General features: G+C 33.5%; 13 protein-coding genes and 2 tRNA genes. 4 read left to right on the top strand and 11 right to left on the bottom strand.

What is annotated here, in order from left to right:
* Window positions 1-10 precede the first annotated feature (10 nt).
* On the bottom strand, window positions 11-847 hold the full coding sequence (locus tag A9CBEGH2_RS02105; protein WP_115714593.1) for a DegV family protein: 837 nt from the start codon (window positions 845-847) through the stop codon (window positions 11-13).
* Between the two features lie 112 nt (window positions 848-959).
* Here A9CBEGH2_RS02105 and A9CBEGH2_RS02100 point away from each other — a divergent pair.
* Together A9CBEGH2_RS02100 and A9CBEGH2_RS02095 are read left to right on the top strand one after the other, a co-directional pair.
* Window positions 960-1,035, top strand: a tRNA-His gene (locus A9CBEGH2_RS02100).
* A gap of 31 nt (window positions 1,036-1,066) precedes the next feature.
* Window positions 1,067-1,142: transfer RNA gene (locus A9CBEGH2_RS02095), tRNA-His, on the top strand.
* A 186-nt stretch (window positions 1,143-1,328) separates the two neighbouring features.
* On the opposite strand, the gene A9CBEGH2_RS02090 is transcribed toward A9CBEGH2_RS02095, so the two are convergent.
* The 6 genes from A9CBEGH2_RS02090 to A9CBEGH2_RS02065 all read right to left on the bottom strand — a co-directional run bounded on the left by A9CBEGH2_RS02090 (window position 1,329) and on the right by A9CBEGH2_RS02065 (window position 6,248).
* Window positions 1,329-2,030: an ABC transporter permease gene (locus A9CBEGH2_RS02090; RefSeq protein WP_163051332.1), complete on the bottom strand. Its 702-nt coding sequence runs from the start codon at window positions 2,028-2,030 to the stop codon at window positions 1,329-1,331.
* Complete coding sequence (locus tag A9CBEGH2_RS02085; RefSeq protein WP_163051330.1) at window positions 2,031-2,882, bottom strand: ABC transporter ATP-binding protein; 852 nt, start codon at window positions 2,880-2,882, stop codon at window positions 2,031-2,033.
* Between the two features lie 103 nt (window positions 2,883-2,985).
* A complete protein-coding gene (locus A9CBEGH2_RS02080) occupies window positions 2,986-3,732 on the bottom strand; it encodes a LytR/AlgR family response regulator transcription factor (RefSeq protein ID WP_158572228.1) in 747 nt (248 codons plus the stop codon).
* A gap of 11 nt (window positions 3,733-3,743) precedes the next feature.
* Window positions 3,744-5,111, bottom strand: a complete 1,368-nt coding sequence (locus A9CBEGH2_RS02075) for a sensor histidine kinase (RefSeq protein ID WP_163104173.1) — start codon at window positions 5,109-5,111, stop codon at window positions 3,744-3,746.
* 321 nt (window positions 5,112-5,432) lie between these two features.
* Window positions 5,433-6,038, bottom strand: coding sequence for a hypothetical protein (locus A9CBEGH2_RS02070; RefSeq protein ID WP_115714588.1), 606 nt, complete (start codon window positions 6,036-6,038; stop codon window positions 5,433-5,435).
* A 3-nt stretch (window positions 6,039-6,041) separates the two neighbouring features.
* Complete coding sequence (locus tag A9CBEGH2_RS02065) at window positions 6,042-6,248, bottom strand: hypothetical protein (RefSeq protein WP_118361118.1); 207 nt, start codon at window positions 6,246-6,248, stop codon at window positions 6,042-6,044.
* A 128-nt stretch (window positions 6,249-6,376) separates the two neighbouring features.
* Between A9CBEGH2_RS02065 and A9CBEGH2_RS02060 the strand changes: the two genes are divergently transcribed.
* Together A9CBEGH2_RS02060 and A9CBEGH2_RS02055 are read left to right on the top strand one after the other, a co-directional pair.
* Window positions 6,377-6,670 (top strand): phasin family protein, encoded by a 294-nt coding sequence (locus tag A9CBEGH2_RS02060; RefSeq protein WP_115714586.1) that lies wholly within the window; start codon window positions 6,377-6,379, stop codon window positions 6,668-6,670.
* Window positions 6,660-8,261: an ABC1 kinase family protein gene (locus A9CBEGH2_RS02055; protein ID WP_118361120.1), complete on the top strand. Its 1,602-nt coding sequence runs from the start codon at window positions 6,660-6,662 to the stop codon at window positions 8,259-8,261. Before A9CBEGH2_RS02060 ends, A9CBEGH2_RS02055 begins: the two co-directional genes overlap by 11 nt.
* Before the next feature lie 53 nt (window positions 8,262-8,314).
* On the opposite strand, the gene A9CBEGH2_RS02050 is transcribed toward A9CBEGH2_RS02055, so the two are convergent.
* The 4 genes from A9CBEGH2_RS02050 to A9CBEGH2_RS02035 are packed head-to-tail and all read right to left on the bottom strand — an operon-like array spanning window position 8,315 to window position 14,016.
* Window positions 8,315-9,043: an NAD-dependent protein deacylase gene (locus A9CBEGH2_RS02050; RefSeq protein ID WP_115714584.1), complete on the bottom strand. Its 729-nt coding sequence runs from the start codon at window positions 9,041-9,043 to the stop codon at window positions 8,315-8,317.
* Window positions 9,044-9,048: 5 nt separating this feature from the next.
* Window positions 9,049-12,078, bottom strand: coding sequence for an AAA family ATPase (locus A9CBEGH2_RS02045; RefSeq protein ID WP_163104172.1), 3,030 nt, complete (start codon window positions 12,076-12,078; stop codon window positions 9,049-9,051).
* Window positions 12,068-13,192, bottom strand: coding sequence for an exonuclease SbcCD subunit D (locus A9CBEGH2_RS02040; RefSeq protein WP_118361126.1), 1,125 nt, complete (start codon window positions 13,190-13,192; stop codon window positions 12,068-12,070). Before A9CBEGH2_RS02040 ends, A9CBEGH2_RS02045 begins: the two co-directional genes overlap by 11 nt.
* A gap of 47 nt (window positions 13,193-13,239) precedes the next feature.
* Window positions 13,240-14,016: a hypothetical protein gene (locus tag A9CBEGH2_RS02035; RefSeq protein ID WP_118277073.1), complete on the bottom strand. Its 777-nt coding sequence runs from the start codon at window positions 14,014-14,016 to the stop codon at window positions 13,240-13,242.
* Window positions 14,017-14,099: the final 83 nt, after the last annotated feature.

Genomic DNA, 14,099 nt, shown 5'->3' with positions numbered 1-14,099 from the left:
AAGCAATCCCTCACTTTAATTTTCGAATTCTTCCAAATCCGATCGTTCCAGGTCCTGTATGAGTTAAAATGACAGCTTTAAATGTTCGCTGTTCTACCGGCTGTCCACATGCTTCTTCCAGAATTGGCTTTAATTCATCGCTCATCGCACGATTATCCGCATCAATAATCATCCAAATGTAATCTTCTGGATGAATATCTTTCGTAACTCTTTCAATACCTTCTCGATATGCTTTTTTTAAGGTACGAACTTTATCTACTAAATCAATAGCACCATGCTCCACACTTAATAATGGCTGAATTTTTAATAAACCAGCCAATGCTGCAGCGGCAGGAGAAATTCTTCCACCATTTTTTAATGCAGTTAAATTTTCAGGAATAATAACAGCATATAGTTCTCCGTCATCTTCAATCTTCTTCTTGACCTGTGCACAGCTATATCCTTCTTCCAGTAATTCTCTAGCCATTTTTAATACAGATACTACCGGATAACATACCAGCTCACTATCAACTACATGTACTCTTCCTTCAAACTTTTTCGATAAACCAATTGCAGTTTGGCAAGTTCCGCTTAATTTGTTAGAAAGTGGAAGATAAAAAACTTCATCATAATCTTTTAATAAATCTATCCACATATTCACCATATCTCCAATAACCGGCTGTGCAGTTTTTACCTGCTTTTCTGCCCGTAAGGCTTCTATAATATCGTTATCAGAAATCGTTTTACTATCAATATATTCCTTGCCATCAATTGTGATAGGCATTCGAAGAACATGGATATCCAATGCCTTCGCTTCTTCTTCTGTAATATCAGCACTCGAATCACACATTAATGCTATTTTTTTCATGGAATCACTCCTTGGTGAAATTATATCATTTTTATAAAAAAATTCAACAAAAGTATTTACAAACAAAATGAGATAAGATATAATATGACTCGCTCAAGCAAAGTCAGATATGGCGGATGTGGTGAAGTGGTTAACACAGCGGGTTGTGGTCCCGTCATGCGTGGGTTCGATCCCCATCGTCCGCCCCATATATATTATTTCTTTGTATGAGTATACATGGCGGATGTGGTGAAGTGGTTAACACAGCGGGTTGTGGTCCCGTCATGCGTGGGTTCGATCCCCATCGTCCGCCCCATATAGATAAGCAAATCTCCAGTAGGAGATTTTTTTATTCAAGTCAAAAAAAGTGGTCGTAACAGTTAAGTGATTTTTTAAAATTATCACTTAGGCTATTCGACCTTTTTCTTTTATTTTTTTCTTAGATTTTTATAAGGACAATTTACTGTTTTGGTTATTTTATCTGAATATGATACTTTTGAAATTAGGCTTCAAACCCATTTCTTTTGTATAAAATCAGAAATAACAGCAAAGTAATAATACATTCACTAGATAATATGCACCATTGTATCAGCGAAACGGAAATATTTGCATAAGATAATTTGTTAATTACGTTCATCACAATACCAGTAAATAAATACTCAGAGATGACTTTCATAAATGGAAGTAATTCAGAAAACATTGGAATCAACATTAAAATAATAACTGCTGGTGTGATAATTGAGCTCGTATTCATTTGATTTTTTGCAAAAATTCCAAATATCATCCCTATCATAGTACATGATAGCGTTGCCAAGGAAGTCATTAAAAGATAGATCATCCACACATAAGGATTCATCGTAACACCTAATAACAAAGCAAGAATAACATTGATAATTTCCACTTCAATAAGTATTGGAAATACTGTTCCTAAAAAATATTCAATGCCTCTAACAGAAGATGTCATAAGTACACGCAGAGTATTCTTTTCTTTTTCCTCGGCAAGTAATAAAGCAGTAACATACAATGCCATAGCGATATTAAACAGTACAGCCATTGATAATGCATACGTACTGACTTCCCCTATGATTGTTTTCATTAAATATCCATACCCAATTGAAAATAACATCATAATTAAAAAATTTTTACTCATTAACGCTTTGGCTTTCATTTCCATGATTGCCGATATTTTTCTTATACAAATCATTTAGTTTAACCCCCTTCCAGTAACATGTATAAACACATCTTCCAATGTTGGTTCACAGGAATGAAGTGCCTCAACCTTATCTTCCAACAGCCATTGCCTCATTTTTTCAATATCATTAGCCTTGTTTGATAAAATATGCTCACTGTCATCGTTTAAAATAACTTTATACTTTTTTTCCTGATTATGCTTGATACATAATTCTTTTGGACTTCCATACTCAACAATCACACCCTCATTAAGAAGAGCAACATGGTCACAAAGTTTTGTTGCTTCTTCCATGTTATGAGTTGTTAAGAAAATAGCCATTCCTTCATGTTTAAGCTCCAGCAATAAATTATGAATCGTTAAGGCCGTTGATGGATCCAATCCACTTGTAGGTTCATCAAGAAACAGTATTTTGGGTGTATGCAGGATTGCTCTAGCCAGGATCAAACGCTGCTTTTGTCCCTTTGATAATTGACTTGCCAACTTCATTTTATGCTCAAACAATCCTACTCTTTTTAGTAATACGTCAATTCTTTCTTTTGAAACATTCAAAATTTTAGAAAAATACTTCAAATTATCATATACACTCATTCTTTCATAAATTCCACTATTATCAGTAACAATACCAATTTGTTCATAAATCGTTTCATCTATGTTGTCACAATGAATATCTAAAACATATGCATCCCCTTTTGTTAATTTTAATTGGCCTGTTAGAATCTTAATGGTCGTTGTTTTTCCGGCACCACTTGGCCCTAAAAAACCTAGTATTTCTCCTTTATGTAAAACTGCATTTAAATCTTTCAGTACCACTGTTGAATGAAATTCCTTTGATATGTGTTGTATACGAATATATTCATTTTTCATCTTGTTCAACTCCTTTCACAATCATTATATTGTTTCCTAGAGTACAAAGCAGATTATTTCTTAAATGGTTCATTTATTTCCTAAACAGCATAAAAAAGGATCCCTATAAGACCCTGTTTAATGCTTCTAAAAGTTTTGATTTCATTTTTCTAGATACCAAACACATATTTCCCTGTATCCATACTCGATTATTTTTAAGATCAAGCTCATCAATTTTATCCAATGCGACTATGTAAGAGCGATGTATTTTTAAAAATCTGGGTTTGAGTTGCTGTTCTATATCGGATAGACTGCCAATGCATTCGATTCGATCATGTAATGCGTGAACAATCACAAAATGAGATCTCATTGAAGTTTCAATATACAAGATTTCATTTAAAGGAATATGGTGTATCTTTTCACCAGTTTTAAAAGTATAGTACTCTATAGGATCAATATTTTCCTGAGCTATCTGTGACACAATAGATTTCAAACAGTTACAAATAGATTCTCTTAATTTAAATTCACTGTCTTTGACAATATAATCAAATGCTTCAAGATGGTACTGAAACGTTTTGTATGCTAAATCCTTGTAACTTGTGATATAGACAATTGTGGCATGCGGATCAATGTTACGAATCGCTTTTCCCAAAAGAAAACCATCGTATTTCTCATTTTTTAGTTCAACATCTAAAAAATACAAGTTTCGCCTTGTTTTGCTGTTTGTGATATCCTTCATTAAATCAATAGGATTTGTATAACAAGAACAAACCATCATATCGTAATCTTGTATTAAAACTTGATTATCAATTTCTTTTTTTATGAAGTTTAAAATTTCGATTTCATCATCACAAATATAAATCTGTAACACACACATCTCCCCTAACTGTTAAAAATAATAATTTCCTGTATGAAACGATGATTACGACAGCTAACTTTATAAGAAATATTTGGATATTTTTCTATAATCGTTTCTAAACTTTGAAGACCAATTCCAGAATGGTCTTTTTTGGTTGTAAAACCACTATTATTTATATCATTAATATTTACTTCTTTTTCCACATAATTCTCTACAACAATTGTTAAAGAATTTTCTTCCTGTAATATCAGCAAGGTTAAATCATTATGATTTTGTTCCACTTCTTCTATTGCATTATCCATAAGAATCCCTAATATTCTTACTAAATCAATTGTTTGGATTTTGTTTTTATGCAGTGGGTACAACACTTCCAAATGAAAACTTATTTTTTTATGATAGATATCCGTAATCTTTTTAAATAGTAAACTTTTGACTTCGCTTTCGCGTATATTGGAAAGCTGCGTTGTTAATGCCATTTTTGAATCTATAGTATCATCAAAATCGTCAATCATACCCTGAATTAAGTTTTCAACCTTTTTGATATTCCCTTCCTTTGAATCAAGATAAAGACTAGACATCATATTCTTATAGTCATGTTTAAAAGCTCGCATGTTTTGCTGAATATCTTCTAAATCTTGAATATACAGCTGTTGCTGGTGTAATACTATTTGGTTATATTCATTCTCCTGCTTGATTTTTAAGAGATTATATGCATATTGAACTAAAACAATTGAAAAAGTGATGACCAGAAAAATTATCATAACTTCCTCTAATCGAAATTCTGCTTTGCCTTTTGGTATGATGATTTGTGTCCAGGCAAAAGCCATTATAATCAAAATAGAAATGCAGATGATAGATAAATAGGAATAATTTTTCTTTTCAAACTCTATCATGATTTCATTTAAATGAAGTTTTTTTGCTAAGAAATTTTGAAGAAGTGCGATCATAATTGCCATCAGTATTCCTAACAGAAGATAATATATTGATCCAGATGATGAAATCAAATATAAAAAGTTATTAAATCCAAATAATAAAAATGTATACATTGCCCATAAAATGGAAGTAAGAATTAGATTTATTTTTATATCTTTTTCTAAAAATAAATAGATTGATGATACTAAAACAATATAATTGGTTATATTAACATATGCCCATGACAAAATATCATTATTGCAATCATATAGAATCCATTGGGTTACTGGAGCTAATAGAATTTCAAAACAAAAAATATAAGTTATGACACAAAAAAGAATCGCCACTGCAAATTTAATGAAACTTATTTTTATATTTCTGACTTTCTGATAAACCCACATTATCCCAATAACACTTATTGAATTTACAAAATAAATTAAAATAGTATATAACATATCTATCAATGATTTTGTTAACATTAAATAGACCCCTCATTTCTTAAAGATATTGTAAAAGATGTAATTTTTATGAAGACATAACAATTCACAATTATAGTATATATACAAAAATATATGATTTTGAAAAGAAAAAATTAAATCCAGCTGTCAATATGGTCGATATGCGATACAATTTGATTGATAGATTCAAGCACTCGCCATACGAATGTAGTACAAAAAAACACCTCTTTCGCTTATGGAATCAGGTGTTTTTTTGGTATTTTTTACTTAAGAACTCTGATTCGTATAACTCATCCCACCTATATAATACTTTACATACACACTTGCCTATTTAATGTAATTTCATTCCATGTTTGTATACTGTAAAATATCTTCTATATTTTTTGTTAATGCCTTTTGAAGTTCTTCATTATTATCAGAAACTTTCCATACTCCATTTTGTTTTACTAAATTTACTTTCAAAGTAGTAATATGCTTGTCTTCACTTTTTTGCATCTTTTCAAACAAAATCTGTAAAACTTCTTGCTGTGCTTTTTCAGCTTCGTTCTTATTGCCTGCATTTTTCAATTTTTTCTCTGCTTCTTCTATTCCCTGTTTCAATGCATCCTTAAAACTATACATATTCAATTCTATACTAACTGCAGCATTATCTTCTTTTTCATAAACTTGCTCTATCACATAAGTGAATTGCATTACTTTATTTAAAACTTCTTCCTGCAGCTGTTCATCTATACCTGCTATATAATCTTCCTCTGTAACCTGATAAAGCTCCAGTTCTTCTTTTTCCCATAAAGAATACTCCTGTGCAACCGCAACATTATGATTTTGTAAAGCCTGTAAAAAAGCATCTGTAACCATCCTTGCATCTTTTCCTTTATTTCCATTACATCCGAAAAGTAAAACCATGACAAGACATAAAGCAACTCCTATTTTCCATTGTTTTCGCATAAATCACACCGCCTTTCTTTTTACATTTTTTAAGCGCTCTTCCATTTCCTCATACTCTCCAGTATAATTATGTCCAATCAAATACACACGATAAAAACATTTGTGATCTTCCCAAAGCAGTTTTTGATATTCCGCTTGTTTGCTGTATCGCACTTTATTATATAAGATACCCGCATGTTGAAGATATTTTTCAAAGGAAACAAATTTCATATATATCACCAAATCTATTGTAACAAAGAATAAAAGAAATGAAAATATCCATTCTAAAAATGAATGAAAGTGTATTCTTTTTTCAGAAAAGTGTTAAAATTAAAGTAAAGAAAAGGAGATGTCGTTTTATGACTACATTAACAGAAGATTTAAAAAAACTAATATTGGCAGGTATTGGTGCTGCCGCTGTAACCGCTGAAAAATCAAAAGAAATGATTGACCAGCTTGTAGAAAAAGGAGAACTTACCGTTGAACAGGGAAAGGTGTTGAATGAAGAATTAAAACACACCATTAAAGAAAAACTGACACCCGCACCAGACACAGAAACCATCTTACAAAATCTGGATACCATGAGTGTTGAAGATTTGGCAAAACTAAAAGAAAAAATCGAACAACTGCAAAAGGCTGACAATGAAGAATAAAGCTACTTCTACACTAAGCAGTAAAAAACGTCTTGCCCAAATCATCGGCATTCTAAAAAAGCATGAAATTAACAAAGGGATCGATCCTGTAAAGTTTCGTGAAATTCTAGAAGATCTAGGTCCAACATTTGTAAAAATCGGACAAATTATGTCCGCTCGACAAGACATGTTTTCCCAGCGATACTGCAAAGAGCTTATCAAACTTCGTGACAGTGTGGCTCCTATGGATATGGAAACAGTCATCGGTGTGATTGAGGATGAATATGGTATGAAGATGGACAAAGTATTTCAATCTTTTGAAACCACTCCTCTTGGAAGTGCTTCAATTGCACAGGTGCATAAAGCAAAATTAATGGATGGAAAAGATATCGTCGTAAAAATACAGCGTCCTCACATCTATGAAACTATGGAGCGTGACATTTCCCTTATTCGAAGAGCCGGCAACCTGCTTCACTTAAATGATATACTTGGAAGCGTTGTCGATATCAACATTGTATTGGATGAGTTCTGGCATACAGCAAAGGAAGAAATGGATTTTTTAAATGAAGCACAATTTGCCATGCGTTTTGAAAGCTTGAACGAAGATATTCGCTATATCTCTGCACCAAAGGTCATGATAGATGCTTCTACCAGCCGTGTACTTGTGATGGAATATATTGACGGTTTTGAAATTGATGATTTTTCTCTGCTAGAAAATAATGGCTATGACTGTAAAGAAATCGCAGTCAAACTGGCAGAAAACTATATTAAGCAAATCGTAGATGATGGGTTCTTTCATGCAGATCCACACCCTGGTAACATTCGTATTCGTGATGGAAAAATCGTATGGATTGATTTTGGAATGATGGGAGTGTTATCCAAACAGGATAAAGATTTAATGAAAAACGCCGTTATCGCAATTGCCAGTAATGATACGCAAAAACTTGTAGATGTCATCTTAACATTGGGTGTTCATAACGGACGAATTGACCATTCTCTTTTATATGATGATATTGAAACTTTTATGCAGAAATACTTGCATCTGGAATTACAGGATATCCAGCTCGGTGATGCTGTACAGGAAATTTTCTCTATTGCCCATCGATATCGTATTTCTATGCCAAAAGGTATCAGCATGCTTGCCCGTGGATTAGTAACCATGGAAAGCACAATGACACTTCTTGACCCATCTACGAATATTCTGGAAATTGCAGCGAACCATGTCAGTTCCCATATCCTAAAAAAAATAGACTTTAAAAAAGAACTTTCAACAAGTGGAAAACAGGTATGGGATGCCGCCAACCATTCTCTTCGAATTCCCGTCCAGCTATCTGAAGTATTTTCTACCATCATGAAAGGACGATTAAAAATCAATCTGGAAATCATGGATTCCACAGTACCTCTAACAACCGTAAATCATATGGTAAACAAATTAACTGTTGGCGTTGTCAGTGCAGGTTTGTTAATGGCAAGCAGTATCCTGTGCACAACACAAATGACACCTAAGATTTTTGGTATCCCTGCTTTAGGATTTATTGGTTATATTACCGCAATTGGTTTAGGATTATGGCTGCTTGCAACTGTTCTTTTAGAAAAGAGAAAACGAAAATAAAAAAATGTATAAACCCAACAGAAGACTATTTACTACTGTTGGGTTTACTTTTACTAATCTAACACAACTTCTTTTAATACTTCTCCAATTGGATCATGAATAATTATATCTGCTTTATGATCCATTGAAGTCATATCTTTATTAATAAGTATCAAATGTTTTCCTTTAAAATACTGTAACAATCCTGCTGCTGGATATACAACTAAAGAAGTTCCTCCAACAATCAGTGTATCCGCCTGAGCAATACAGCGAATACTTTCTTCTACAACTGCATTATCGAGCGCTTCTCCATACAGCACCACTTCTGGTTTTAAAATTTTTCCGCAATGTGGGCATACTGGAATTCCCTCTTTTCGATTTTCTTTCATTTCTTCCAATGTATAAAAACGATGACATCCACTGCATCGATTGCGATGAATGCTGCCATGCAGTTCTAAAACATGTTTACTTCCTGCTTTTTGATGCAGTCCATCAATATTTTGCGTAACGATCGCATCTAACTTTCCCATTTCTTCTAGTTTTGCCAGTGCGATATGAGCAGGATTGGGCTGTGCATTTTCATATACCATTTCACTGAAATAAAAATCATAAAATTCTTTTGGATGTGTTACAAAGAAATCATGAGAAATCATAACTTCTGCCGGATATGGATATGTTTTTTTACTGTAAATTCCACTTTGCGAACGAAAATCTGGAATGTTGCTTTCCGTACTTACCCCGGCACCTCCAAAAAATACAATATGTTCGCTTTCCTGTAAAACTCTTTTTAAATCTTCATACATCTTCCTCACGCCTTTCTAAATCGAATTGTACTTCCTTTTCTTGTTTTACATACTTCTATACCATCTGCAATATTTTCCTTTAATATCTCTACATGAGAAATAATTCCAACCATTCCTTTTCGCTTTGTCATTGTCTGCAAGATATGCAAAGCATCCGCAATACTATGTTCATCCAATGTACCAAATCCTTCATCAATAAACATCGCATCCAGCTGCATACCCCCATTTTTTGACTGCACAACAAAAGAGGTTGCCAGTGATAATGCAAGTGATACCAGAAACTTTTCTCCTCCACTTAACGATACCACACTTCGCTGTCCCATGGAATAGGAATCATAAATTCCCAGTTCTAATCCACTTTTTCGCACTCTTCCAATCGCTTCATCACTTCGATACAGCTGATATCTTCCATCATGAACCTGTCGCAACAGCTGATTTGCATATTGTAAAATTGTTTGCAGAAGCACACCTAATACATAACGTTCAATTCCCACTCCATTATCGCCACGCATTGCTTTTACAAAGTGCTGTTTCTTTAAAAATTTCGGCATCTGTACTTCTATAAGACGTTGTGTATCCTCTGCTTTTTTTAACGTAGCTCGATACAATTCCCATTGACTTCTTTGTTTTGCCGTATCTTCCTGCAGTTGTTTTAATCCATTTCTTGCCTGTTCACTTTCTTCTTCCAAAGCAGGAACATCCTTGCTTTCCATCTTTTGTAAACGTGCTTCTAACATTTCCTTTCGTGCACTTACTTCCACAACATTTTGTTCATAGCTTTGAATGCTCTCTTCCATTTTTAAAAGTATGTTTTCTTCTGGTATTTCTACAATTTCTTCTTTCTCTACTCCATATGTAAAACATTGTTTTACAAACCTATCTTCTGCCTGTTTCTTTTCTTCTTTTGCCTTTTTTTCTTCCTCTTGTGCATGTGCATAATTTTCTTTCACAGCAGCTTCCTGTAATTTCACTTCTTCAATTTGCTTCTGTAACATCTCTATTTCTTTTTCATACTGCTTTTGTTTTTGTTCTGTCTGCTGGTAGTGCTTCTTTATAACTTCCATAGAATCCTGAGAATGCAGCTGACTTGTTTTCTGTTTCAAAGTAGCACTATATGCGCTGTTTTCTTCTTTATATGTGATAGATTTGTTTTGATATTCACTTTTTAATACATACAGTCTTTGGATTTCGTTTTGTATATTTTGCTCATCCACCAGCAAGTTTTGCCACTGTTTTTCTTTTTTCTGCATTATTTGAAGATTATTTTGCACAGTCTCAAACTCTTCGTTCGTAAATGGTTTCTCCAATAACTGCAAAATTTCTTTATCAATCTGTATACAACGCTGTTTTTTCGTTTGTATAGAAAGGTTGATTTCTTTTAGTAAGTCCTTTTGTTTCTGATACTGTTCTTTCGCCTGTTCCAGTTTTTCTTTATATGTTTTTAATTCCTGTAAATCAACATACATATGAGAAACATGTGCATAGGAAGGATGATGCAAAGAACCACATACCGGACAAGGTTTTCCTTCTTCTAAATCTTTGGAAAGCTGCAGCGCAGCTGTTTGTAAATACTGCTGGTACACTTTTTCATGTTTTGCATCTGCAGTTTCAACTTCCAATTCATAGGATTTTCTCTTCTCTTCCTGCATCTGCTGGTTCTGGATTTCTTTTTCTAATGCTATATTGATACTTTGTTTTTCTTCATCCAGTATTTTTGCCTGTTCCAGCTTTCGATGTCTATTATCTATATCTTCTTTGCTCTGTAATTCCTGTTTTAATATTTGTATATCCTTCTGCATTGCATCTTTTTTTCTTAGCGTATCTTCCAAAAGCCTACTAACGTTTTCTTCTTTTTCCAGTATTTCTTTCTGCTGTTTTTGATGTTCTTCCCATGTTTTGTTTAGTATCTCTATTTCTTTTAAAAGGACCATATCTTCCTGTAAAGATTGATATGTTTTTCTGCATATTTCCTCATGTTTCTGTAAACTTTCTACCTGCTGTTTTCTCTCTTTCTCTAAAGAACTTTCCTCTTGTATCTTTTTTAGTTTTTCATATGCCAACTGGGATTGCTGCATCCTTTTTTCATATTGTTTTGCAGCTGTATCATATGCATGATAATAAGGAAGAATACCCTGCAGTTTTTTATAATGAGCCAGCTTTTCTTTTTGTGCATTGATGGTAACTTGTTTTTCTTGTAATGTATCCAGTTCTTTCCTGCACGTTTCAAATGCCTGTTCATCTTCATTTCTTTGTTTCTGTTCTACAAGTTCTTTCTCCAAACACGCTACCTTTTTATTTTGTTTTATGAGTTCCTTTTTCTTTTCTTCCAGCTCTGTTTTCAAAGAATCCATAGTTGCTTTTGCCTGTTCAATAGATTCTTCTTTTAACGTTTCCAGATAGATTTGCTGTTTTCCCTGCAGATCATCCAGTTTCTGTTTTTCTTGTTTTATGTATTCTACCAGCCACGCGTTGATATTTTCCCAGTGTTCCATCTGAAACAATGTCTTTAATATTTCTTGCTTTTCTTCACTTTTGCTTGTCAGAAACTGTTCAAATTTCCCCTGTGGAAGCACCATGACCTGTACAAACTGTTCATAGCGAAGTCCAATCAGTTCTTCTGCTTTTTCCTCCACATTTTTTAGTTTTGGATTCTCAAAAAACGGAAGAAATTCTCCATTTACAATTTCACCGGCATCGACACTGCTTTTCCATACTTTTTCTTTGTTTCGCTTTGTCTTTACCTCTACTTTTCGCACAAAACGATATCGTTTCCCTTTTAAAGAAAATATAAATTCCACAAATGTATGTATATCATCACTTGCAAAGCGAGAGCGCATCGCTTCCATACTTTCCCTTTGTCCACCACTGCTTTTTCCAAACAATGCAAAGGTAATCGCATCTAAAAGCATCGTTTTCCCACTTCCTGTTTCTCCCTGGATCAAAAACAAATGATGGCTGGAAATATCGGAAAAATCAATTTCCTGTTTTTCAACATAAGGTCCAAACGCCTGTATTACTAATTTTTCAGGAAGCATACTCTTCCTCCTTTACCGCTTTCTGTGCTTCATAAAAAAGCTGCATTTCTTCTTCATCTAGTTCTTCTTGAAACATATCCTTAAAAAACTGTTTCACAATACTGTCATCCTGCATGGTTTCCATTGTCTGTAAATCAACACCAATCCGACTTTGTGTTTCCTCGTGTATGCCGCTTAACTGTAAAATCCCTTCGTGAAGTTCTTGAAAATATTCCATCATATCGATCGTTGTCTGTTTATCTTCAATTTCTATTTTCACATAGCTTTGTGTGTCATTATCTTGTTTTAATTGTGTGATGACATCCTCTAATTTTCCACTGTATGTTTTTAATGAATGAAGAGGCTGTATACATTTTTCTTGAATTTCACCATTATCTGTATCATAAATTAATACTTTTTTCGCATAGGAAGCTTCTGAAAATGAGTAAGGAAGCGGAGAACCACTGTAATATGCGTTCTGTCCTGCTTTTTGATGACGATGAAGATGCCCCAAGGCAACATAGTCAAACTTATCAAATACCGTGGAAGAAACCATCCCACTCCCTCCTATCGTTGCGAAACGATCACTTTCACTCACGCTGGCATTTGCCATAAACGTATGCGCAATCGCAATATGACAGACATCTTTCTTGTTTAATTTCTCCTCTAAATCGTTTTGGATACATAAAAATGCTTCCTCTTCATCTTGGATTTCAACGCCATAAAGATTCGCAACTGTCTGCGGATGAAAGTAGGGGATAGGATAAAACCATGTATTTCCTAATATAAGAGGTTTTACTTTTTCTTCCAGTTTTCCATATACATGCAAACCCATTGGTGCCAGCAAAGCGGAACAGGATGATAAACGTACTGGTGAATCATGATTTCCCGCAATGACTATCACCTGTTTTTGTAACTCCATACAAAGCATATGCATGCACTTATCATAGAGTTCGATGGCTTCTTTACTGGCAAGTGTCGTATCGTAAATATCTCCTGCAATGATGATCACATCGATGTTTTCATCCATCACAATTTGTTTTAACTGTTTTATAAAATCATATTGATCTTCCATTAAACTTTGTTTATGCAATGCAATTCCCAAATGCCAGTCGGCAGTATGTAAAATCTTCATAAAATATGCTCCTTTCCTGGTAAAGAAAAAGCAGAGCCAATCTGCTTTTAATCATTTTCACTTTCTTTTGGAGTCGATACCGGTGTTTTATCAATTGTAAAATCCTGATTATTCTCGCTGTAATCTCCAAAAGACCATCTCACAGAGAATGTATTATAACTTCCAGACTCCTCATTCCAGAATATTTCATATACCGTTTTTGCGGTTATGATTCCATTTTCTTCTTTTCTAGTTGTTCCATTATATTGCAGATAATTAAAAGGAAGTTCTTCATCTAAAATCAGCATCTGTGGTTCTTTTACCGGATTTTTTTTCTCATAGGTATACGTCAATGTTATTTCCATTGAATTTTGTTTTGTTTTTATATCCTGATGGATATAAGTTACATAATTTACAAACACATTTGTACTCTTCTTTATCTGCTTTCCTTCTTCATCTGTTATTACTAAAGTAAATGTATTATTTCCAGTAGGAATTCCATACATCTCTCTAGACAGTGATTGAGAGCTATAGCTTGTAACATCTAATAGTTCACGATCTTCTAAAAATAATTTAACACTTTCGATTGCAGACTGATTGCTCGTATAACTCCAGTTAAAATTTATATTTTGTGTAATGTTATTGTATTTTCCTTCAAACATAGTAATAACAGCATCCTGATTTTCTTCTTCCTGAACTGGTGTATTTGGATTTGAAATCATTTGCTGTGGAGAGCGATTCTTTAAAAATGTATACATAAATAAAGATACAGATATCAAAACTAAGCTGCTCATTAAGATAATAAAAAATCCATTTTTCTTCCAAAAACTACGGGAATCTTTCAATTACATCCCTCCCTATTTTCTTTTATTATACTATCTTTTTAAAGAAATACCACTCTTGACATAGGAAATCCAAAAAGAAAAAA

Origin of the sequence: Amedibacterium intestinale (genome assembly GCF_010537335.1) — a bacterium.
Classification (GTDB): Bacteria; Bacillota_I; Bacilli_A; order Erysipelotrichales; family Erysipelotrichaceae; genus Amedibacterium; species Amedibacterium intestinale.
This window is presented reverse-complemented; position numbering and strand designations above follow the sequence as displayed.

Coding starts and splice junctions, on each gene's coding strand:
- A9CBEGH2_RS02055 (WP_118361120.1), top strand. CDS start 6,660: ATGAAGAATAAAGCTACTTCTACACTAAGCAGTAAAAAACGTCTTGCC.
- A9CBEGH2_RS02060 (WP_115714586.1), top strand. CDS start 6,377: ATGACTACATTAACAGAAGATTTAAAAAAACTAATATTGGCAGGTATT.
- A9CBEGH2_RS02070 (WP_115714588.1), bottom strand. CDS start 6,038: ATGCGAAAACAATGGAAAATAGGAGTTGCTTTATGTCTTGTCATGGTT.
- A9CBEGH2_RS02090 (WP_163051332.1), bottom strand. CDS start 2,030: ATGATTTGTATAAGAAAAATATCGGCAATCATGGAAATGAAAGCCAAA.
- A9CBEGH2_RS02085 (WP_163051330.1), bottom strand. CDS start 2,882: ATGAAAAATGAATATATTCGTATACAACACATATCAAAGGAATTTCAT.
- A9CBEGH2_RS02105 (WP_115714593.1), bottom strand. CDS start 847: ATGAAAAAAATAGCATTAATGTGTGATTCGAGTGCTGATATTACAGAA.
- A9CBEGH2_RS02040 (WP_118361126.1), bottom strand. CDS start 13,192: ATGAAGATTTTACATACTGCCGACTGGCATTTGGGAATTGCATTGCAT.
- A9CBEGH2_RS02050 (WP_115714584.1), bottom strand. CDS start 9,043: ATGTATGAAGATTTAAAAAGAGTTTTACAGGAAAGCGAACATATTGTA.
- A9CBEGH2_RS02075 (WP_163104173.1), bottom strand. CDS start 5,111: ATGTTAACAAAATCATTGATAGATATGTTATATACTATTTTAATTTAT.
- A9CBEGH2_RS02065 (WP_118361118.1), bottom strand. CDS start 6,248: ATGAAATTTGTTTCCTTTGAAAAATATCTTCAACATGCGGGTATCTTA.
- A9CBEGH2_RS02045 (WP_163104172.1), bottom strand. CDS start 12,078: ATGCTTCCTGAAAAATTAGTAATACAGGCGTTTGGACCTTATGTTGAA.